Source organism: Sphingobacterium sp. UBA865 (genome assembly GCF_002295765.1).
Classification (GTDB): domain Bacteria; phylum Bacteroidota; class Bacteroidia; order Sphingobacteriales; family Sphingobacteriaceae; genus Sphingobacterium; species Sphingobacterium multivorum.
Genome location: NZ_DBGB01000001.1, coordinates 251,030 through 274,180 on the forward strand (window position 1 = coordinate 251,030; position 23,151 = coordinate 274,180).

The window sequence follows — 23,151 nt, forward strand, 5'->3', positions numbered from 1 at the left end:
TAAATGTTAATTCCCTACCTAATTTACTGCTGTTATATCTATATTTTTCTAAAGAAAAATATAGATATAACAGCTAATAATCAAATACTTAAACATTCACCAGACTTATATTTTGCGTTTACGATCTTTTTCCTGGGATTTGGTTTCTCTAGATTTGGAACTGTAACCAATGGCTGTTTTAGAAAATACCTAAGCAGCAAAAAAGGGATAATTTAAAAATTTTAAACAACCAATTTATGAGGGTAATCTATTTAAGACAGTGCTCGTCTTTAAAGTATCTATTAACTGTGTTTATGTGGATACTGATAATGACATGGGTACAAGCTCAAGAAAAAAACATTCAAGGGAAAATTCTTGATGTGACAGGTAAACCAATGGCCGGTGTTTCTATTACCGTATCCGGAAAACCAAAAGCTACTAAAACAGATGACGAAGGAAGATTTTCACTATCCGCAGTAAATGTCGGGGATAAATTACAGATAAGTTTTCTAGGCTATAAAAAATTGGAAAAGAATATTGATAACGCCACTGTCTATAATCTAACGCTTGAAACAAATGAAGAAAGATTAGCGGACGTTGTAGTAGTTGGCTACGGAACCCTAGATAAAAAAGAAGTAACCAGCGCCATTACACATCTAAACGGTAAGGATCTCAACGTATTTGGTGGAAATGGCGTACTTAATGCTCTTGCTGGCAAGGTAGCGGGACTCAGTGTAGTAAACACTGGCCAGTCAGATCCGAATTCCTCTCCCAGTCTGCAACTACGTGGTGTGTCTTCCCGCAACGCCGGACTTGGACCGCTTTATGTGGTTAATGGTGTTCCTGGGGGAAATGTTGACAACTTAAATCAAAACGATATTGAATCAATCGATATACTCAAAGGAGGTGCAGCTTCTGCTATCTATGGAACACGTGGGAGCAATGGCGTAATTATTATCACAACAAAAAAAGGCACATCTGAGCCTTACGCATTTTATGATGGATATGCGAGTTTTGACTTACCGAATAACCGTATCCAGGTTCTCAGTGCCGAAGATTTTTTAAAACACAACCGAGGAACGGATTTTGGAGGAAATACCAATTGGTTTAACGAAGTATCGCGCAAATTCGCCTTTAATCAAAAAAATACGCTTCAGTTAGCTGGTGGAAACAGACAAACCAATTATATCGTCTCATTTGACCTGCGCAATGCTCATGGATTGGACTTACGTTCAGACAAGAAAGAATACGGGGCGCGGTTGAATCTGTCCCATACCTCGGCCAATAACCTGTATACAGCCACTGTAACCATTGCGCCCAGGTTCCTTAAAGCAAATAATGCCAGTTATAATGCATTCAATCAAAGTTTGACACTAAATCCGACATTGCCGGTGATGGATGCAAAAAATCCAAACTTATTCAATTATATCAATACGGGTTTTTCTGGTGCTTATAATCCTGTTGAAGAACTTCGCACGGTATTGGATGGAACCGAGGGCAAGTACCTGGACTGGAATGCAGCTTTTAAACTTAACATTTTGGAAAACTTGTCTACACAGGTAACGTTGGCACAACAATCTTCTGATTTTTTTGATTTCAATTTTACACCGTCCTACAATACAGGCGCGATTAATGGAAATAGTGGTAGAAATTCAGCAGGAAGAAATTATAAAAAAAGTGACCAGTATGTATTTGAATGGACAGGAAACTACAAACAAAGTTTCGGAAGACATAATATTAACGTATTAGGAGGATATGCATATAATTATTTTCTGTATTCAGGAATGAATGCGGGTAACCAAAATTTCCCATCCGATGTACTGACGTATAACAATCTGGGCTCAGGTCAATATGACGTCCCTATTCCTACCAATCCACAGCCGGGTGATTACACATTCAGATCGGTTGGTTCATATAAAAATGATGCGAAACTGATCGCTTTTTTTGGAAGAGTAAATTATGATTTGGCAAATAAATATTATGCATCGGCAAGTTTGCGCTATGAAGGCTCTTCTAAATTTGGAAGACTGAACAAATGGGGTTATTTCCCCGCGCTCTCCTTAGGCTGGCGAATTATGGAAGAGGATTTCTTTCCGAAAGCTTCTTGGATCAATGACCTGAAACTTCGAGCAGATTACGGTGAGACGGGTAATCAGGACTTTGGCAGTTACCTTTCGTTAGATACTTATCAAGGTTATGGTTATTTTGCATTTAACGGGGCATCGTACCAAGTTTGGGGTCCCAGTCAGAATACCAACTATGACCTTCGTTGGGAAAAAGCACAGAACTTAAATTTCGGCGTCGATTTTGATCTTTTCCAACGAAAAATAAGTGGTAGTATCAATTATTATGTACGTACCAACAAAGATCTACTAGGCTCCTATAACGTTCCGGTTCCACCATTCGTGTTAACAACAACCTTTGCCAATGTAGGTACTATGAAAAATTCGGGCCTGGAAGTGCAATTGAATGCTAAAATCCTCACCCAGAAAGATTTTTCATATTCGGTAAGTTTCGCTGGAGCATCAAATAGCAATAAATTCGTTTCCTTTTCAAATGACATTTATAAGGGGCAAAACTTTCAATTCATGTCCTATATGCCTTCGCCGGGGTCTCCCGGACCAGCTCAACGTTTGGAAGAAGGACGGAGAATCGGCAGTTTCTATATGTACGAATCTGCCGGTATCGACGCCACTGGACGTTTGATGGTGTATGATAAGGACAACAATATTATACCCGGAAACACAGCAAAGGAAGAAGATAAACGTTTTGTAGGCAATGGATTACCATTGTTTACCGCCAGTTTGGGACAGAACTTTACCTACAAAAACTTCGATCTTTCGGTATTTTTACGAGGTTCATTTAAATACGACCTCTTTAACACGACCGCTTTTTATTTGGGAACCCCAGTTACGCAATCTGGTGCGAACGTGCTCAAATCGGCTTATGGAAATGGCAAATATGCTGCGTTGACCAATGCAGAGACCTATTCTACTCTTTCGGATTACTTCTTGGAGAAAGGTGATTTTGTAAAAATCGACAATATTACGATTGGTTATAATATCAAACCTCCTGTCAAGCAAATCAGTTCGATCCGGGTGTATGCCGTAGCACGCAATCTATATACTTTCACCAAGTTTACAACAGGTGATCCTGAAGCAATATCCGTTAATGGACTGACACCCGGTATAAATACTTCCTTGTCTTACTATCCATCGACGGCACAATTCCTAGCAGGCTTACAGGTTAAATTCTAACGATTAAACACAACAAAGAGATGAAATTTTCATTACGTTATATAATTCCCCTTTCCATTAGCACCCTAATTTTGGGAAGCGCAAGCTGTACCAAGCTTGACGAAACCTTATATGATAAAATTACTTCTGACAATTTCTTACAGAAAAGAGAAGATGTGATCCGTGATTTTTTGAGACCGTTTGAACATGCCTTTTGGTCGATTCAGGGTGGTGGTCTATTTTACGCGCAGGAACTCCCTGCCGACCAATTGATGACCCCAAATAGGGATGGCGACTGGTTTGATGGAGGCAAATACCAACGGGCTCATTACCATACCTGGACAGTTCAGGATGATTATACCAGTGATATGTGGAAAGCTCTTTTTCAGGGTATCAGTTTAGCTACAAACTCGCTTGAGGATATCGAAAAGGTGGATATCCAAAAAGTTCAGATCACTGAAGCGGAAAAGGCCGACTTTGTGGCTGAGCTGAAGACACTCCGGGCCTGGTTCAACCTACGGGCTTTTGATTTATACCGGAATATTCCACTGGTAACAAAAGTAAAGGGTGAAACTGCAACTCCGCCGCAAGCGACACCTGCTGAAACCTTCGCCTTTATTGAAAAAGAGCTGAAAGATGCTATTCCCGGATTGCCACTCCGTCAGGATCTCGGCACAACGGGTATTGGTAGATGGACAAAAGGCGGAGCCGCAGCCTTATTGGCCAGACTTTATCTGAATGCTGAAGTTTATACGGGTCAAAGCAAATATGCTGAATGTGCTGCGGTATGTCAGGATATCATAGACGGAAAATATGGCAATTACCAATTGGAAACGATATGGTCAAAACCTTTTGATTACGATAACGCAAATTCAAGTGAAGTTATCTACGGATTCCCTGCAACTTTGGCCCGCACACACTGGCATTATAGTTCGGATATGTATTGGTGGATGGCACCGCATCAGGCTCAAAATTTCTTCGGCTTTACCGATTTCGGAAATATGAATACCCGCTATGCCCTTCAGCCAGGACGGGATGTGGACAGTGTCGAGTATAATTTTGCCCTCGGTAAGCCCTTTATCAAATTTCAGCGCTATCCAGATGATCTTCGATTAAAGAAATATAAAAATCTTGGCAATAGTAAAAGAGAAGGTATGTTTTTGTTCGGTTACCTCCCCTATTATAGCGATCCGACAAAATTGGTCAAAAGCAACCGAGGATATACCATCTTTGCCCGTGATCAGGTGGGATGGTTTAAAGATACCCCTCCGGGAACAAAGATCGCAGATAAAGAATCCAATATGAACCATGCAGATGACAACTCTGGCTTATGGGTTGCGAAATATCCGATATATCCTTCTAAGGATCCAAATACCATTTCTTCGGCATTTGCAGAGATTAGACTTGCTGAAATTTATTATTCACTAGCTGAATGTAAATATAGAACCGGCGATAAAGGATCCGCCGCAAAATTGTTGAATGCGGTGCGTAAGCGTAACTATCCAACTGGCTCAAACAGCCTGTACCTGGAGTCGGGACAGCAATTGAGCGATCAGGAAATGATCGATGAATGGGGTCGTGAGTTCCTGGTCGAAGGAAGACGCCGAACCGATTTAATTCGTTGGGGTAAATTCAATTCTGGAAAATGGTGGGATAAAGAACCTGATAATAGTGATCATACTAAAATTTATCCTATTGGACAGAGTGTTTTCACACTAACTCCGTCATTGCAACAGAATCCCGGATACTAATCAGTTTTAGTAAGTATAAAACCTTTTGAAAGTTATGAAATTTAATTGGAATATAAGATTGTCGGCTTCAAAGCAACTTGGAAATATCCTGCTATGGGGCGTATGTTTAATAATGGTGCAGTCCTGTTCGAAAGAACTGGATGCACCTACTCCACTGCCATTCGAAATTACGGATATTACAGCATCTGCTGATAAAGTGGTCATTAATCCGAGTAAGCCGTCTGAGGATGCGCTTACGGTTTCGTGGCCGGCATTTTCAAACTCAATGATCTCTTATAAAATAATCCTGGCTAACGGTGAGCAACGGGATAGTGTAGCAGTCGCCTCTGGAGCGATAAGCAAACGGTTTACCCAGGGTGAATTGAACGCTATACTAGTTGAAAAATTGAAGATGACGGTCAATATAGAGTCCAAACTGGATATTACGGTGCTCGGACTAATTCCGTCAAAAACGCTGTCAACTACATCGAAAACAATCAGCATACAGGTTGTTCCTGGTCCGGTCGGTGCGGCGTATGCATCCCTATGGGTGGTGGGCGATGCTACGCCAAATGGCTGGAATATTGAAAACCCAAATGCAATGAAGAAAGATCCGACCAACGCCTTTCAGTTTAAGTTTAATGAAGTATTGAATGCTGGTGACTTTAAAATCCCTGTAGCGACAGGAAATTGGGGGACAGATTTCTTTATGCCTTTAGCAAACCATCCAAAACTTTCCGAAACTGGTGTTCAGCTGGTTCCGGGTGGAAACCCTGATTATAAATGGAACATCGCAACTGCTGGCGCTTACAAGATTCTGCTTAATATCAGTGCAACCCCATTTATAACGATCAAACCTTTTACCCCGTACAAGCAGATATGGCTCGTAGGGGACGCTGTGCCTTCTGGCTGGACAATAGATAATCCAACACCAATGGTGCCTACAGCAGGAAACCCTTATGAGTTTACTTATACAGGCTCATTAAAAGTGGGCGAATTTAAGATCCCAACCGCAACCGGAAGCTGGGACGGAGATTTCTTCATGCCACCAACCAATGGAGAAGGAACAACAGGAAAAGATGCAATAATTATCGCTGAGGGTAAAATCGACAACAAATGGAAAATTACCGAAGCTGGAACGTATAAAATTACCTTCAACCAGCTTTACGAAACAATTTCAATTGTCAAAAATTAGGCCATATGAGACGATTTCATCAACTCGCTACACCACTTGTATTTTTGAACATGCTGTTTATGACAGCATGTTCAAAAACTCCTTCAAATGATATAACCACAAAGATAATTCATCCAGACAGTTTGCAAAATCCGTTCGTCGGCCCACTATATTGGAGCCCTTACGAATATAACTTCGAAACGGATGGTTATATTCCTGAAGATGAATGGGAAAAGAATATCAACTGGATTGACAACAACCTAAAATCTTTAGGTTACAAGATGGTCTGTATCGACGGCTGGGGCGACGACTTTAAATACAACGCCGATGGTTATCGTACAACCCACTCGTCCAAATGGAAGCACGACTACGCCTGGTGGTCCGATAACCTGAAAGGTAGAGGGATGACTTTGGGAATATACAACAACCCCCTATGGGTAATCAAATTGGCTGCTGATGCTGGTGTAAAAATTAAAGGAACGAATATTCCCCTTTCCAGCATCATGAAAGAAGATGAACAGGCCACCTGGTTTAAGTGGGTACAAGTTGACAAACCGGGAGCCGAAGAATATGTCAAAGGATATATTCAATACTATGCGGATATGGGTGTGCGCTATCTACGCGTAGATTTTCTTTCCTGGTTTGAAGATGGAAAAGATAGGAATATGGGGACAGTAGGTCCAGTACGTCCGGCGGCGTACTACGAGAAAGCTCTTCGGTGGATGCGTGAAGCCTGCGATAAAAATGGAATTTTCTTAAGTCTGGTGATGCCACATCTCTATAATGATGCGCAGGTAGAGCAAAAATACGGACACATGATCCGCGTCAACGACGATGTTGGAGATGGCAAATGGTGGCGATGGAGCGACAATGAACGTGGAATCAAACGTGTTGGATGGTCACAATATGCAAATGGCATGGATGGTCTGACCTATTGGTCTAACATTTCAGGCAGAGGAAAGATGATACTGGATGCTGATTTTCTTCGGATTAATACTTTTTCCAATGATCATGAAAAGAAGAGTGTCATCTCAGCCTGCTTTATTTCTGGCGGCGCTGTCACAATTGGAGACCGTTATAATTCCATCGGTAAAAATCTTTGGCTTTACCAAAATAGGGAACTACTTGCTTTAAGAGAAGATGGATTTGTCGGAAAACCCTTAACCAACGATCCGAAAGATCCAAAAAGCCAGATCTGGAAAGGTCAGTTGACCAATGGTGATTGGGTCATAGCCCTTTTTAATAGAGAGAGTAACTATCAAACCAGAGGATTGAATTTTACAGATTTATCTGGCAGCCATTGGCGGGTAAGGGATTTATGGAAACATGAAGACCTGGGGACAATGAGTTCCTATCTTGAGAATATTCCACCACATGGTGTAACAGTTTTGCGATTAACGAAGTAATCCAAAGCTCATAACAATACTGAATTTTAATATATATGCTAAAATAGAAATGATGAAAAAATCAATTTTTCTTTTATTTGTCGTCTTTTGCTGTAACGGGATCGTAGCACGGGGGCAACAGATAAAATCGCCCAATGGAAGATTTGAACTGGCCTTTGGATTGACAAAAGAAGGTACGCCAACCTACGAATTAAAGTTTAAAAACAACGTGGTAATCAAGACCAGCAATCTGGGATTGGAACTCAAGCTCAAACCGGATGAAGAATTAAACTTAAAGGGACAAACGGATGGTGAAACCCAGATAAAAAAGAAGAGCTCGCTTTATAGCAATTTTGAAATCTCCGATTCAAAGACCAGCACTTTCGATGAAACATGGCAACCGGTATGGGGAGAAACTAAAAATGTAAGAAACCATTATAATGAACTCGCTGTCACATTAAACCAAAAACAAACAGAGCGCCAAATTATTATCCGTTTTCGTTTATTTGATGATGGTCTCGGTTTTCGGTATGAATTTCCACTGCAGAAAAACCTAAATTACTTCACTATTAAAGAGGAACGTAGCCAGTTTGCCATGACTGGTGACCATACCGCTTATTGGATTCCTGGCGATTATGACACCCAGGAATATAATTATACCACATCTAAACTATCTGAAATAAGGGGTTTGATGGGAAGCGCTTACGAAGGCGGCAACGTCTCTCAAACCTCCTTCTCGCCAACGGGGGTACAGACCTCGTTGATGCTAAAAACCAATGAAGGTGTTTACATCAATTTACATGAAGCAAGCTGTCTGAATTACTCGACGATGCACCTCAATTTGGATGACAAAAATTTTGTTTTTGAATCTTGGCTTACGCCAGATTCACATGGCGATAAGGGTAAAATGCAAGCACCCGCTACCTCACCTTGGAGAACAATTATCGTAAGTGATGATGCAAGAGATATATTGGCGTCTAAGATGACCTATAATTTGAATGAGCCAAGCAAAATACAAAATACTTCCTGGATAAAGCCTACAAAATATGTAGGCGTGTGGTGGGAAATGATTTCCGGTAAGAGTAGTTGGTCCTATACAAATGAATTTCCGTCTGTCCAGTTGGGAATAACAGATTTCAGTATGGCAAAACCAAATGGTACCCATGGCGCGACAACAGCAAACGTTAAAAAGTATATAGATTTTGCTGCGAAGCATGGTTTTGAGGGTGTTTTGGTTGAAGGATGGAATATCGGATGGGAAGATTGGTTTGGCAATGATAAAGATTATGTCTTTGATTTTGTCACGCCTTATCCTGATTTTGATCTCAAAGGATTAAACGATTATGCACACGCCAAAGGTGTGAAACTGATTATGCATCATGAGACATCCGGATCTATCCGCAACTATGAGCGACATATCGATACAGCCTATAGGCTGATGAACCAATTGGGTTATGATGCTGTAAAAAGTGGGTATGTAGGAAATATTCTTCCATTGGGTGAACACCACTATAGCCAATGGACAAATAACCATTTTCAGTATGCTGTAGAAAAAGCAGCTTCCTACCAAATTATGGTTAATCAGCACGAAGCTGTACGTCCGACGGGTGTAGCACGTACCTGGCCAAATTTGATAGGCAATGAATCTGCTAGAGGTACAGAATACCATGCATTTGGTGGCATAAAGCCCAATCATGTAACTATCTTGCCTTTCACAAGACTTATTGGCGGTCCAATGGATTATACCCCCGGTATTTTTGAAATGAACCTCGCCAATGGCGCCCATGTGAATAGTACGTTGGCCAACCAATTGGCGCTATATGTAACGATGTATAGCCCTTTGCAGATGGCAGCAGATTTTCCGGAAAATTATGATCGTTTTCCAGATGCTTTTCAATTTATTAAAGATGTCGGGCTGGATTGGGATGACAGTAAATATTTAGAGGCTGAACCTGGTCAATATATTACCGTTGCCCGTAAAGAAAAAAATACAGAAAAATGGTTTTTAGGAAGTGTAAATGGAAATTCCAGCAGAACATCGAAGATAAAATTTGATTTTCTGGATGAAGGAAAGACCTATTTGGCAACTATTTATGCTGATGCGTCAGACGCAAACTATAAGACAAAACCACAAGCGTATACAATAAAAACTACAAGAGTAACGAAAAAGGACACGATCGTTCAACATTGTGCCGCAGGCGGTGGTTATGCTGTTTCGATTGTCCCAATCAAAAAATAAAGGCAATTGATGAGATCATAGGGAGGATTTTTCGGATCCAAACGGAAATGAATCCCTAAATGTCTTATCCATTTCTATAATTAATAAGGCCTTCTTCCCAATCTCACTTATGATAGTTTAACGGATCGATATAACTAATGTTCATTAGCGAACTTTATATCGGACCACCAACGAGATGCAATGCGTGATATATGCGGTTCTATTTCTTACATCCTGTTTTGTAAATTCAAAAACCAGTAAAGCGATATCATGAAGCTAGTTGCGAAAATATTTTAATTAAAATAGCGCTGAATAAATATGGATCATTTAGAACCTATACCATTATCGACATTAGTAGCTAATATCAAACAGGAAATTAGTTATGGTGAAGGGAAAATGGAAACCCACAAAGGCTCTAAACAGTTTAGCCCGGGCACCAAAGTGTATATTATCGATTGGTATGCTGGGATGTGCCAAGCTATCACTGTAATCGGCTTGTCCAGAGACACAAAAAAAATTAATTACGATTGTTATACGGGCCGAATGGATCGAAAACTTCCGCGTCAAGTTATGCTCCAACCCTAAAGTATGCTCAAAAATAAAGACCTACTTTGATAAGGAGGAAGCTGGAATGCAGCGGTATACAGAAAAATTTGTAAATGATATGTTTGTCGGTATACCTCAATGGAATGAACCTATTTAACTCTCACAACGATAATGTGAGTTACCTTTGCCACAATTGATTATGTATATGGTCAAATATTGTCCATTACAGTAAATTACTTTGTACTAAATTTTAGATAATGGTCTTTCATCGGTATCCCATCTGCAGTACGGAATGCATTTCCTGTAATGATAATTTCATAGGTTTTGTTTGGTTCTAACTCCCAATCAATGATAACAGATTTCTTATCTGAAGAATAACGATGTCCTTTTATCAGCGGAAAACCTTCTTTGGAAATCCCCCTAAATGACCGTCCCTGTCCCAATAAGGGCCTGTCGAAATTTATCTTCAGCTCCCTTAAGGTGTTGTTGACATTGGTTTGTCCATCCTGAATTCCCTCAAAAGAAATGATTTTTGGTCTTCTTTCTTCAAAAGCTGCATCTAAAGAAGAAATATCTGCAGCGTAAGATCGATAAGCTTTGGCAAGTACAGGCATATAGCTCTCTAAAGTAGGATATAAGTCTCGCTGACGATCAAAGTGTTCAAGTTCATCAACAAGTTTCTCAATCCAAAGAAATCCCCTATCTAGCTGTCCATTGGTTTCCTTTGAAATCTCTTCGAAGCTGAAATTATGATCTTTTTGATATTTGATAACCGCAGCTCGAACCAATGCCTCGTTCAACATCGTTTGCCAGCTACCGTATGCCTGCCGGTTCATTTTCTCCTTTACAAGGCTATATAATTTTTCGCCGCTGTCTCTAAAAATTGTCGTGTCTTTTTCCAATAAATAATTAACAAAGGAGTGGTTAAACTCGTGAAGTAATGTAGGGAAATAGCTCTGTAAAGGAAATTCAGCCATGCCAAGACTATCCATACTCCATGTCCCCATAATAGCGTAGACTTCCTTAAGACCCTGTGGATTTTTAATGGCTACCCCATAGTTACCGCCGCCATTTCCCAAACCATTCACAATCAAAAACTTTTCGGATGGTTTCTTACCATAGAATTTAGGGTACCAGTCCAATTCAATATGTTCATAAATTGGAAGAAAGCGCTTTTGTACCTCATTGTACAGTGCCTGGTTATCCTGAAAAAATCCTTTGCTATTACTGTCTTTGTAAAACTTCTTTAACAGTGTTGCGAATTGAAGAGCATTAGCTCTACTCCACCTTTTGTCCAGGGTTTCGTTGATATTTTTTTGCTTAAGATTGAACTTATCATCAAGATGTATGGCCATACTCATCACTGCATCGTAGCCTATGCCATTTTCATTTTTAATCTTATTGACAAAAGTGATCAATTCGTGTTCTTTAAAAGGACCATAGTGTTCATTGATTCGATCAACGTAGCGCTTAAAAATAGCTGAGCTATACTCTTGATTGCCAGCAAGTCTAAACACAATACTCAGAAGCTCGATACGCTCATCAACTTTTGGCTTATCCATAATTTCGTTACGCTGCCCATAGGTAAGCATAAATGATAAACTGAATAGGATAATCAATACATATTTAGAAGTTTTTTCGAACATATTGGAAATAGGCTTTACCATCTTTTATTTATTTTGTACTTGAATGGGGATTCCAAATAGTTTGCCAATAAATTTAACACGCTATTTGCCAATACACTACGAACGAATTTCTTTCTTAATACTGACCGTTATTGAACACTAGCCGTTCAATATTGAACAGGCTGCCAGCCATTTTCGATAATCTTATTCATTAATATTAAATTGATCACTTAAGTCTTATAACTGTTTGAAAGCATATTACATTTCTTGTGCAACGTTACCTAAGTTGACAGCTGTTAGAAAAGAATAAATTCTTAAATTAGTTCAAGAATTATTTAGATCTAATTAGTTGAATTTAAAACTGCTTTACACCAATAATATGACCACCCTAAGATTTATATTGCTTGCACTTATATCAGTTGTTTGGTCACTGCCCTCTGCTTCTGCTCAAAACTCCCTTCCTAGAAATCTGAAAGAAACAGCCTCATTCTTAAATCTTAACGTTTCGGATAGCCTAAAAAACGTAATCAAATATAGTGATGAGGTAGAGTTAAGTGAATTAACCGACAATGAACTTGAAAGTGAATTTGAATTGATTGACTCGCTCCTTTCGACTGGAAAATCTCCATTATTTACATATTTAAATAATAAAGGAATCCACAACTTTAAAAAAGATGTGATTTTGGAATACTATAAACAGCTACTCTCAGCAGGTTATGTAAAAGAAGATTCTCTCCTGAAGGCATTCAAACTGAAGGAAAACAAATTGAAAAAGGAAATCAGACAGCGGATGAATGCGGACACAATTGCCGGTATTTATATCCCGAAAAACCTTGACGATTGTTTTGTCCAAATAGACTCGTTCTGGGATGATAGCACCAAAAATAAAATAAGAGAAATGACAGAGTCAGAGTTTATGGCCGGCTCACATTTCGGATTTGGAATGTGGATGAGAAATAATTGGGGCCTCTGGGGAGGTTCAAGGCTCTCCGCATATTTGACTAAACGGGGAATAAGGCATCCTGACGACATGTCTGGCATCATATTAACAAGTTATTATAGGAAATTAAAGGGGAAAGATCCCGATGTAAAATCGCAGCTAGAGTATTATAAAAAGTACTGGACTCCATAAAACTTTTCAATAATACTAATCGTATTACCAATTTTATTTTTAACAGTTTTTGGGCTTTGTGTGAATTTTGATGGCCTAGTACCGTTTGTTTTTCCGGTTATTACAATTCTTTTTTTTCTCGCATTCGCTATCCTTATAATACTTCCAAAAAAAAGGATGATCATGCGGTCAGCTCCTTTATCATTTTATTCTATTCTTTTGGAATTTACCCAAAATTGATCGTCCGAAAAGAAATTTTTGAAACTTCATTAAGCTTGAATAGTATTACGTTATACCCCTTTGTTTCCGTCCAAAAATATTCTGTAAACATTCATCTGGAGCATCCTGTGCTATCGGACTTTATGTTTACTTCCTGTGGGCCATGCCTTAAAAATTAACATATTTACAGGCAATCATGATCCGCTTATCAGTAATAAAATACAAGACCATCTCTTTTCGCAGTGATTTCCTTTAATTGATCATAGTCCATATTCAAACATTGATATAGCGTAAAAATCACACCTGAGCGCATGGAATAAATTTCATCGGGAAGTCGACCCAAATTTGTACCGTTCAAAATAACGTTATTCACGGCCTTCAAAGCACAAATCTCTACAGGAAATTTCTTGAGCTTGCTATAATTGAAATCCAGTTTTAGCAGACCGTCCAATTGTCCAAAACTGCTTGGAAAATCAGTAATCGAAGATGCCCTTGCATTGATTTCCTTCAGGCTCTTAAGTTTTCCGAATGTTTCCGGTAGAGTTGTCAGTCTACTATTCTCCATATTCAGATAGGATAAACTACTTAATCCGCCGAACTCATCTGGAAGCTTCTCTACAGAAGGGGATAGCCAAAGATCTTCTAATTTTTTAAGGTTACCTATCGAAGCCGGTAAAGTTTTAAAATTACCGCCCACTAACCAGAATCTAAGATTAGACAAGTTCCCAATATTATCAGGAATAGATTGCAAGCTTTCTCCTTGAATCCAAAGTTGTTTTAAGCTCTTGAGGTTACCAAAAGATTGTGGCAGTTGCTGAAGCCTACTTTCTCCGTAAATTTCAAGCGTGTCCAACTTAGTCAAATTATCGATATCCGAAGGCAAGGTAACTGGTGATGATCCCGGATAAACAAAACTAAAACGTGCAAACCTCAAATTACGGCATTGACTCAAACTTGATGGGATATAAGCCTGTTGCGCGAGAACTTCCGTAGACACCAGTTTGGTCAAGTTTCCAAAATCTGAAGGAAGCTGGGTAACAAAGCAATCGAGGTGTTTTAAATTGACCAGTTTACCCAACGTGCCGTTGAAGTCTACATCGCCGACATACCGCATAATAAGGGTTTCGAGCGACTTTAAATTTCCAAAAGTTTTTGGCAATACCACGGTATATCCCAAATCGGGGGTTCGCATCGGTGTCAGGTGAAATGATTTCAGTTTGGTCAGATTGCCAAAATTATCAGGAATAGTAAGATAATAGCCTACCCGATCCAGACTAAGTTCTTCAAGGGCAAGATAATGATCGCCAAAAATAGTCGGAACATCTTTCAATGAAGATCCACCTAAAATAAGCTTCCTTAGATATTTAAATGCCTTAAGCGCAGGAAAAGAGCCCGGGTCATTAAAACGATGTGCTATACCTGAAGCCTGCATATTCATTTCAATAATATGTCCATCCTTATCTTCAACAACACGCCCACCGCGCCCCATTTGCAATTCATTTAATGCCTCGTCTTCTTGATATTCGCCAGTCTGTACCTTTTTGGTAAACTGATAATTTTTCCCAGCATAAGTCATCGTATAGGTAACTTGATAGCTGGTATTGGAATAACCATGCAATTCAATGGTTGGATTTTCTTCTACCGGTCTGGCCCAACCATCGTGGTATGTGCTATGTAGATGACCATAAGCTTTATCGAAAGACCATTTACCTTTATATTTCGGATCCACGGCAAAGTGAAGTATCGTCTTAAAGGATGAAGGTGTGTTTTCTTTAATATCGATATGTAACTCGGGTATTTTAACATCGACTGTGGCCGTATTACTATTACCGCTACCTTTTACCGTCCAGGTAAGGATATATTCCTCTCCAGGCACTCCCCTAAAAAACGAATTAGGGTTATTAGGGTCGTCGATTTTCACATAATCTTCCACTACAGTTCCTTTTGTTATACTCCATGTACCTGTTTCCCCTTTTTGTAAGGCGCTACCCTTTAGCTGGACGGTGAATTCGTCATATAGTTCAGTGGGCTCGGCCTTAGGTTCATATACTGTTTTCAGTACATCCTGGTATTCCTTCTTTGAACAGGCTACAAATAAAAAGCTTTCAAAAAAAACACAAAGAAATGAACACCAAAATAATGTAGACTTATTATACATGGATATTAAGGTTGAGTTGTAAAATTAAATATTGCTGAACGTACTGAATTCCCGTTGCTGTCGTTAACAATCAGTTGATAATAGTATTTTTTCGATTTTTCTAAAGGGGAAAAGAACACACTATACTTATTGTTATTTTGACTCACGGCATTGTAGATTTTTCCTCCGGTCTGTTTGTACATAACAGCAAGATCATCGTGTACATATACTTCAACTTTACTATATGGATACGAAGCAAGTGTAAAAGACAGTATGTACTGGCCTTTATCTAAAGTAACTTTATTTTGAATATCTGCAAAAGCATCTATTTCGTTATATACGGTTTCCTTTTTGCAGGAGCTCATAAGGACTAATAAAACTCCTATAAACCAGCATATACAGTTGTTATTGGATAGACATTTCATAAATTGAGCCTTCTAAAAAGTTAATATCAGCATTGAGGTAATACTTGTCTTTATAAGTGAACATTCCGCCAAAATACATATGATTTCCATTAATACTTAAATAGATAGGACTTAGCGTGTTTTTTACTATGTTGTACATCATAAAATTATTGACGTCCAATGCCAGTAATATATCACCATTAAAATTTATGGCACCTACTGGCGCATAAGGATAGGTTTGATTTGTTGTTCCGACACGATATAATTCTGTAAGTTTAAATGTGTTCGCGTCAACAGCATATATCGTTAAGGTATACCCGATATTGAAACCTTGGTCAAATACATTTGAAACTCCAAGTGCATATAATCTGCCTTTAACTGAGACAAAGCATTCACTGGAAAAATTAGTATCGAAAGTGGCGATCTCCTCAAATTTATCTTTTGTCGGGTTATATTTGGCGACAATATTCTTTATTCCACGAGAATTCACTGTAAGTGTATACGTTTGGTAGACCGCATTATTGTGCACAAAGATACTATGATTACTATAACCGTGCGATTCTTTAAGTTGGGGCCGGCTAAAATAGTACTTTGAAAATTCGCGTTTTTCAATGTCAAAAGCTTGACAAAACAACTCATAACCATTGAAAAGGTCCGGCTCTAGCGAAGGCAAAATATGGCTAACTGGAAGTGCAAGAAAAAATATTCGATTTCCAATGGATACGGACTTTGGCGGAATAACCCCCATCGTATCGGGAATATGAGCAATATTCTGCAACCGGCTCGTTTCAGGATCAAAATGTGAAACAGAATTGTTCCAAAAATAATAGATTTGGTCATTGCAGATCGAAGGATAATTAGTTCTCCAGTTCGTCTTTTTCAGTCCTATGGCCAATGTATTTCCCTTATAAATAAAATCAATAGCCTGACCAATGATCTCTTTCTCTTTATAAATCACGCGCAACATATAATTTCCGTCTCGATACGGATAATAACCCGTTAGACTGATCTGATAGGTTCCATTTTTCGTTGCAATGGGATAGTTCATGTGAAGCGTGTCCATTCCAAATAGAAATTTAATATCTCTCAGATTAATATTATTAAGATTCTTCCCTTCAACCACAGTCCTAAACTGGCCCCTTTCATCATACTCTGCCTCTGTATTTGGCCAAAAGAGCGTAAAATCTTCTGGGAATGGAGCAGTTGTGGTTATTTCAGTTTTACGCTCAGATTCTATTGTGTTGCCATTATACTCGATGTAAGGCACCAAAATATAAGTAGATTCGGAATCCAGTTCATTCAATGTGAGTCGAAACATATCGCCTTCACGAACAGCTTCAACACTTTTTCCTTGACTGGGATTATCTTTTTTATAGTACCTGACGCCCGATTTTGTATATCCTAGACTGGAAATCTGATAGGTCATTGAAATTTCTTTATCCCGGACACTAGTGATGGCCTCATTAATAATCCTTGGAAAAACCTCATTTTTTTCAGTTTTACAGGCCGACATAAGAAAAACAAGCCCCAGTAGACAAAGGTATTTGTTAAAGTTGCCCATTTGATTTTGTTTTAATATAAATGAAATTCAAATTTTCATAGGACCAGGTTTGTATATAATAGAAAAACAGGTTGTATGAATTATCGACATTCTGGGTCATATTTTTAAACATATGCATCTCCAAATTAGGATATTGTAAAGTCGATAAGAGCTTCAGATCACTGTCATACTTATTTATAGTACCATAAGTGGATATTCCACCACCTTCTTGCTGTCCATAGACCACAATATTGTTATCATTATCAAAAAAAGCTCCTGCTGGCTTTAAATTGACGTACTCACCCAATTTTGCCTTGACATTGCCATTCTTATCAAATTTGACATACCTTAACGAATAGGAATAGAAGTCAAAACCCCAGAGATAAAAAATATCATTTTTATCTTTCAGTAAAATAGGCATATGGTATTGACGTTCGTAATCGCCAGGAAGCTTTCCATCAAACTCAAAAGTAGCCAGCACATTACCGTCCCGATCTGTTTTTTGCACCTTAATTTTTGATGCTTCAGAATCAAGCAAACTATAATAGATCTGTTGCGCATTGTCTAACTGAATTGAAGAAATGCCAACGGAGCTATTTTTACGTTTCCAAACAACTTTAAAGTCGCTGGTAGTAACCTTTAACAGCTCTCCCCCACCTGTACCCATGATCATGTTATGTGACGCGTCAAACTGAACTGATGAAACGTAATCATTCGGAGACAAATCTATCGAAACGGGCTTCTCCAGTTTCAGTTTACCATTCGTCTGATCAATGACATAAATATCGTGTTTAACAATAATGAAAGCTTCATCTTGCTTAGAAGGCAACACTACATGTGGTGGTAAATCATAATAATTTAGATCCTGGATCAAGCGATACCATATAATCTGGCCTTTATTATTTGTACGATATACAATCAGTTTAAAATTTGTTTCTCCCCCCTCATGCTGCAAAAATGTACAGATTAAATGTCCACCATCTTCCAGAAGACGGATGCTATTATTGCCCGTTATACGTGATTGCGTATGAATTTTGTATTCAACATAAGTACTTCCGTTAGTTGTGCTGCCTCCAACAGTTCTTGCATCTATGCTTTGTTCTTGTGTTATTCCCGTTTGGGAACTCGCAATTACACGGATCTTATAATTTGTATCGCCAAGCAAATTAATTAAGCTGTATTTTGTTATACTAAGATCCTTCGCTACAAGCTTATTATCGACATATATCGCATAGGATACTGGCTTAAAATGCGAACTGTTCACCTTATCCCAAGATAACTCTATTAAATCTTTGTTTGCAGCACTTACAACAAGATTCAAAGGATTTAATATTTCTGCCTGATCAATATATTCATCGGTTTTGCTCGCAATATTCTCCTTCTTGGAACATCCTCCAATTAATAAAATTAGAATTAAGAAAAATAGCTGAGCACAATGGTAAAAAATAGCTCTTTTCATAAAATGAAGTTACTCACCAAAGATATTAAAAAGGTTGTATCAAAAGCATTTTTTTAAACATAATTAATTGATGCATTAATTAGGCCAAATAATTCTCTACAATATTTAATAGACCTTTATGAGATTATCGTGCCCCACAAGCAAATTCCATCTATACACACACCTATATTATCTGATTGTACAGCATTATAGGATGAAACATATCTTTTACTTCACCGTTAATTTGACGCTTGCTTTCTTCAATCCTTTTCCTTCTACTTCTGCTATAATTTCCCCAACAGAGTCTCTGCTTTCAACAAGAAAAACCAATTGACCATTAAAGCACTTCATGAAAGGCTTCTGAAATGATTCCAAACTTGTTGGATCTCCATTCGCCACAGCCTTAAAAGCCCCCTGCCCTTTTACCTTGAATTTTAATTCTCGGTCTTCGCCTGTCACTATATTCCCCTGTTTATCAACCAGCGTAGCTGTGATAAAAGCAATATCTTTTCCATTTGCTTTCAATTGTTTCCGATCAACGTCTAAACGTACAGTATATAACTTACCTGCCGTCTTTACACTATCTCTTGCAGCTATATTTCCTAAAGAATCATAGGCAACTACCGTAACCGTACCCGGTTCGTATTTAGTATCCATCCACATCAAACGATAGCGCTTTTGACGCATAAAATCATTTTGTGCCTTTTTATCGTTAGAATTTACCAAGGTAACATCAAAATCTTTCTTTTTTACTCCTTGACTTTTTCCATTGATAAAAATTTCCGCTGCAGGGTAATCTGTATAGACAAAAATTGGCGTTTTCTGTCCTTCGCGTCCCTTCCAGTTCCAATGAGGAAGAATATGAAGTGTATGCAATTCCTGGTTCCAATGGCTACGATAAAGATAATATCGATCTTTAGGGATACCGGCAAGATCTACAATACCGAACAAAGAACTATGACTTGGCCAATCTGTATAGTAGGGTGTCGGTTCGCCCAAATAATCGAACCCTGTCCAGACAAATTCACCTATTGCGTAAGGTAGATCGTCATGCTGAATAAAGTTATCTTCAGGCAAATCCGACCAGGAACAATGCTCTACATCATAACTCGAAGCCTGATGGTCGTCATATTTTGCCATCGATTTTCGTTCAACGGGAAATTTATAAACACCTCTAGAACTCAAAGTAGACGCAGTTTCAGTACCAAGAATTAACTGCTGTTGTAACTTTTTATAGGCTTCGGGGTATTTAAATGGACGATAATTAAAGCCTGCAACATCCATCGTTGAGGCAAAGCTACTATTTATAACCGCATCAGGGTTGTCCATCCCCTGGGTAACGGGGCGAGATGGATCCTCACGATGGCAAATATCTTGCAGATATCTCGCGACCTTAGATCCGTCAGGACTTCCTTGTTCGGGTACTTCATTTCCAATACACCACATCACAACGCTTGGATTATTGCGGTAATGCCGTATCAGATTTACAAGATCTTTTTCGGCCCAATCGTTAAAATATTGATTGTACCCATTCTTCATTTTGGGAATTTTCCATTCATCAAAACTTTCCGCCATTAGCATAATACCCATTTCGTCACAGGCTTGCACCAGCTCCGGAGCCGGCATATTATGGGAAGTGCGAATGGCATTAACGCCCATATCTTTCATTATTCGTAACTGCCGCCTAATAGCGGCATCATTCACAGCTGCTCCCAAAGGCCCCAAATCATGATGCAAACACACTCCTTTAAATACGGTCAGCTTTCCATTCAAATAAAACCCTTTATTGGGTACCATAGCAATGCTTCTGATTCCAAATACGGTTTGATATTTATCGATTAATTTGCCGTTCTGATAGAGCTTGCTGACAGCTTTATATAAATTGGGGGATTGCAATTCCCACAATTGTGGTTTCTCAACGAACAATTCCTGTTGCATCTGCTGGATCTGGTAGTTGCCTATCTGATCATTCTTCTTCGCCACGATGCGTCCATGGCTATCGATAAGAATAGTTTCTAAGGAAAGAGAATCTTTCGACAGATCTATACCGGCTAAATCAGTCCGAACCTGAATTCGCGCGAAATCCTTTGTGATCTCAGGCGTCGTAATATAGGTGCCCCAATGTGCAATACTTGTTTTTTCAGTGATCTCCAATCGAACATTTCGATATAATCCTGCGCCAGGGTACCAGCGGGATGACTCAGACTTATTTTCTAATCTTACCGCGACCAAATTTTGACCCGGACTCACATACTCGGAAACGTCAAAATAAAAACTATTATAGCCATAAGGCCAATTGCCGACCTTTTTCCCATTCACAAAAACGACAGCATTGCTCATAGCACCATCAAACTGTAAAACCGTGCGCTTATTTTGAACGTTTTGTGGCAATTCAAATTCTTTACGATACCAGCCAACGCCTACAAACGGAAGTCCACCAGTCCGACCTGCATGTTCCAATGCTTCCTTTTGTCCATCTTGAGCAATAGCCATATGCTGCTTATCATTGTTGGCACTAAATGGGCCATAAATTGCCCAATCATGCGGAACACGAACAGTCTGCCATTCGCTTGTAATCAATCCGATATCAGCGAAGTTTGGCTGATCATGTTTTGTAAATTTCCATCCATCCTCGAGCATGGTTACTATTCGTTCCTGAGCAAATAAAGTATTTGGTCCAATAGATATTATTGCACATAGTATAAATTTCAGTCCTCGGGTTGAAAAAATGGATAAATAAGATTTAGATTCTTTTTGCATCTATAGCATTTTAAGGTTGAGTTTGTTCATAAAAACAAATTGAAGATCCGAAAATACAACTTATGTATAACATAATAAAATTATTCAGATCTTTTGTGATTGGAATTAAAGCTGAAATCATAATGTGCTATTCAAATGCTCCTTTTTCATTGAAATAGAGTCCCAGCTGTTCTATTTGCGGGTTTAGGCGAGATTGTAAAATGTTGATTCTTAATCTCTGGGCACTAACTGTCGGAAAAGTCAATAAACGTTTGTTACCGATAGTAGTTCCTTTCGACACTTCTCTCCAGACTCCATCTTGCCAGATCTCCAAATTAAATCGCTCGACACGTTGCCCTAAAGCGATGGTTTCCTGTAAGGAAAGAACGTTGAACGCGGTTGCTTTAGGTAGGGTATATTCAAAAGTTGCTATGCTGTTTTTTTCATCTTTCGTCGTCCAAAATGGCATTTTTTTCCATTTTTTTAAAACGAGGCCTGCAGTATGGAGTTTAGCTTTGCTTAAAAGATTTTTCGAAAACAATGCTGTGCGCCAGTCATTCCACTTTTTTAAATTTGCAGCATCTACCGAATGAATCAAACCTGCAGTTGTTGGTGGAATATTAAGCAACAAGACACCATTTTTCCCTACCGAATTAAAATAAATATCCATCAACTTACCCGGGCTTTTGACTTTGTTATCCTCTTCCTCGTGATAGAACCATCCCGGGCGTATAGAAACATCAGTTTCCGCTGGGTACCATACCAGCCCTTTTGCCTCTTTGATCCTTTCTCTGCTCCCAAGATCTTTATTACGCATATCTCCGGCCGGTTTAATATTCATCTGCTGTTGCGATCCTGCAGCTATCTGATTTTGTGCTAGATTACTAGCCGGTACAACTGACCATTCTGTGTCCCGTCCATACCCCGTTTCTGTACCGACCCATCTTACATCGGGTCCCATAACTGCGATAACGGCCTCAGGTTGTTTTTCACGTATAACCTGATAATAACGATTCCAATCGTATTCCTGCTTTTTACCGTTAGGTCCCTCTCCGTTAGCACCATCAAACCAAACTTCATCAATCTGACCATATCGGGTCAGTAATTCGCTCAATTGGGCAACAAAAAAATCATTATAAGCTTCTGACCCATAAGAAGCTTCATGTCGATCCCAAGGGGAAAGATATACCCCCAACTTCATATCGTATTTTTTACAGGCCGCAGCAAGTTCGCCAAAAATATCTCCTTTTCCCTTTTTGTAAGGAGAATTTTTAACCGAATAGTCTGTTGTATTCGTTTGCCAGAGGCAGAAGCCATCGTGATGCTTCGCCGTAAGAATCAAAAGTTTGATTCCACCTTCCTTTGCTGTCCTAACCCATTGTTCTGCATCTAATTGCGTCGGATTAAATAATTTTGGATCGTCTTTCCCTTCACCCCATTCCTTATTTGTGAAGGTATTGATCCCAAAATGGAGAAATCCGGTCACTTCCAGCTTTTGCCAATCAAGCTGTCTTTGGGTCGGTATCACGTTGGCAGCTTTGGTTACAATAGCAGATTCTGATTCTCCGGGTTGTAATGCAATCATATTTTGAGCCGAAGCATGAAAAACCGCTGCCAATAACAGTAATGTAATTGTATTAATTTTCTTCATTTGATATTTATCTGACAAA

General features: G+C 39.0%; 14 protein-coding genes. 7 read left to right on the plus strand and 7 right to left on the minus strand.

Features of this window, described 5'->3' with window-relative positions:
* Positions 1–293 precede the first annotated feature (293 nt).
* From B2O97_RS01070 to B2O97_RS01095, 6 genes are all read left to right on the plus strand, one after another.
* The gene (locus B2O97_RS01070) at positions 294–3,236 is read left to right on the plus strand and encodes a SusC/RagA family TonB-linked outer membrane protein (RefSeq protein ID WP_070566761.1); all 2,943 of its coding nucleotides are present in this window, start codon (positions 294–296) and stop codon (positions 3,234–3,236) included.
* Positions 3,237–3,256: 20 nt separating this feature from the next.
* Entirely contained in the window at positions 3,257–4,966 is a 1,710-nt protein-coding gene (locus tag B2O97_RS01075) for a RagB/SusD family nutrient uptake outer membrane protein (protein ID WP_070566764.1), read from the plus strand.
* Between the two features lie 34 nt (positions 4,967–5,000).
* Positions 5,001–6,140: a SusF/SusE family outer membrane protein gene (locus B2O97_RS01080; RefSeq protein WP_070566766.1), complete on the plus strand. Its 1,140-nt coding sequence runs from the start codon at positions 5,001–5,003 to the stop codon at positions 6,138–6,140.
* A gap of 5 nt (positions 6,141–6,145) precedes the next feature.
* Positions 6,146–7,525, plus strand: coding sequence for an alpha-galactosidase (locus B2O97_RS01085; RefSeq protein WP_139145008.1), 1,380 nt, complete (start codon positions 6,146–6,148; stop codon positions 7,523–7,525).
* Between the two features lie 49 nt (positions 7,526–7,574).
* The gene (locus B2O97_RS01090; protein WP_254667718.1) at positions 7,575–9,743 is read left to right on the plus strand and encodes a glycoside hydrolase family 97 protein; all 2,169 of its coding nucleotides are present in this window, start codon (positions 7,575–7,577) and stop codon (positions 9,741–9,743) included.
* A 297-nt stretch (positions 9,744–10,040) separates the two neighbouring features.
* On the plus strand, positions 10,041–10,307 hold the full coding sequence (locus tag B2O97_RS01095) for a hypothetical protein (protein ID WP_070566772.1): 267 nt from the start codon (positions 10,041–10,043) through the stop codon (positions 10,305–10,307).
* Between the two features lie 194 nt (positions 10,308–10,501).
* Here B2O97_RS01095 and B2O97_RS01100 read toward each other — a convergent pair whose 3' ends face one another.
* Positions 10,502–11,935: a DUF4932 domain-containing protein gene (locus tag B2O97_RS01100; protein WP_083295983.1), complete on the minus strand. Its 1,434-nt coding sequence runs from the start codon at positions 11,933–11,935 to the stop codon at positions 10,502–10,504.
* Between the two features lie 307 nt (positions 11,936–12,242).
* Here B2O97_RS01100 and B2O97_RS01105 point away from each other — a divergent pair, with 307 nt between their 5' ends.
* Positions 12,243–13,025 carry a DUF6794 domain-containing protein gene (locus B2O97_RS01105; RefSeq protein WP_139145009.1) on the plus strand — a complete coding sequence of 261 codons (783 nt, stop codon included), beginning with the start codon at positions 12,243–12,245 and terminating at the stop codon, positions 13,023–13,025.
* A 406-nt stretch (positions 13,026–13,431) separates the two neighbouring features.
* On the opposite strand, the gene B2O97_RS01110 is transcribed toward B2O97_RS01105, so the two are convergent.
* The 6 genes from B2O97_RS01110 to B2O97_RS01135 all read right to left on the minus strand — a co-directional run bounded on the left by B2O97_RS01110 (position 13,432) and on the right by B2O97_RS01135 (position 23,132).
* Positions 13,432–15,381, minus strand: coding sequence for a leucine-rich repeat domain-containing protein (locus B2O97_RS01110; RefSeq protein ID WP_070566775.1), 1,950 nt, complete (start codon positions 15,379–15,381; stop codon positions 13,432–13,434).
* 5 nt (positions 15,382–15,386) lie between these two features.
* A complete protein-coding gene (locus B2O97_RS01115) occupies positions 15,387–15,725 on the minus strand; it encodes a hypothetical protein (protein ID WP_070566777.1) in 339 nt (112 codons plus the stop codon).
* 40 nt (positions 15,726–15,765) lie between these two features.
* Complete coding sequence (locus tag B2O97_RS01120) at positions 15,766–17,325, minus strand: hypothetical protein (RefSeq protein ID WP_139145010.1); 1,560 nt, start codon at positions 17,323–17,325, stop codon at positions 15,766–15,768.
* A complete protein-coding gene (locus B2O97_RS01125; RefSeq protein ID WP_070566781.1) occupies positions 17,312–18,763 on the minus strand; it encodes a hypothetical protein in 1,452 nt (483 codons plus the stop codon). The genes B2O97_RS01120 and B2O97_RS01125 overlap by 14 nt, the downstream gene beginning before the upstream one ends.
* Before the next feature lie 207 nt (positions 18,764–18,970).
* On the minus strand, positions 18,971–21,502 hold the full coding sequence (locus B2O97_RS01130) for a glycoside hydrolase family 2 TIM barrel-domain containing protein (protein ID WP_083295985.1): 2,532 nt from the start codon (positions 21,500–21,502) through the stop codon (positions 18,971–18,973).
* A gap of 127 nt (positions 21,503–21,629) precedes the next feature.
* The gene (locus B2O97_RS01135) at positions 21,630–23,132 is read right to left on the minus strand and encodes an alpha-L-fucosidase (protein WP_070566783.1); all 1,503 of its coding nucleotides are present in this window, start codon (positions 23,130–23,132) and stop codon (positions 21,630–21,632) included.
* Positions 23,133–23,151 lie beyond the last annotated feature (19 nt).

What these genes read in the sequence shown, in the direction of transcription:
- B2O97_RS01070 (WP_070566761.1), top strand. Translation starts at nt 294, where the DNA reads ATGTGGATACTGATAATGACATGGGTACAAGCTCAAGAAAAAAACATT.
- B2O97_RS01075 (WP_070566764.1), top strand. Translation starts at nt 3,257, where the DNA reads ATGAAATTTTCATTACGTTATATAATTCCCCTTTCCATTAGCACCCTA.
- B2O97_RS01080 (WP_070566766.1), top strand. Translation starts at nt 5,001, where the DNA reads ATGAAATTTAATTGGAATATAAGATTGTCGGCTTCAAAGCAACTTGGA.
- B2O97_RS01085 (WP_139145008.1), top strand. Translation starts at nt 6,146, where the DNA reads ATGAGACGATTTCATCAACTCGCTACACCACTTGTATTTTTGAACATG.
- B2O97_RS01090 (WP_254667718.1), top strand. Translation starts at nt 7,575, where the DNA reads ATGATGAAAAAATCAATTTTTCTTTTATTTGTCGTCTTTTGCTGTAAC.
- B2O97_RS01095 (WP_070566772.1), top strand. Translation starts at nt 10,041, where the DNA reads ATGGATCATTTAGAACCTATACCATTATCGACATTAGTAGCTAATATC.
- B2O97_RS01100 (WP_083295983.1), bottom strand. Translation starts at nt 11,935, where the DNA reads ATGGTAAAGCCTATTTCCAATATGTTCGAAAAAACTTCTAAATATGTA.
- B2O97_RS01110 (WP_070566775.1), bottom strand. Translation starts at nt 15,381, where the DNA reads ATGTATAATAAGTCTACATTATTTTGGTGTTCATTTCTTTGTGTTTTT.
- B2O97_RS01115 (WP_070566777.1), bottom strand. Translation starts at nt 15,725, where the DNA reads ATGAGCTCCTGCAAAAAGGAAACCGTATATAACGAAATAGATGCTTTT.
- B2O97_RS01120 (WP_139145010.1), bottom strand. Translation starts at nt 17,325, where the DNA reads ATGGGCAACTTTAACAAATACCTTTGTCTACTGGGGCTTGTTTTTCTT.
- B2O97_RS01125 (WP_070566781.1), bottom strand. Translation starts at nt 18,763, where the DNA reads ATGAAAAGAGCTATTTTTTACCATTGTGCTCAGCTATTTTTCTTAATT.
- B2O97_RS01130 (WP_083295985.1), bottom strand. Translation starts at nt 21,502, where the DNA reads ATGCAAAAAGAATCTAAATCTTATTTATCCATTTTTTCAACCCGAGGA.
- B2O97_RS01135 (WP_070566783.1), bottom strand. Translation starts at nt 23,132, where the DNA reads ATGAAGAAAATTAATACAATTACATTACTGTTATTGGCAGCGGTTTTT.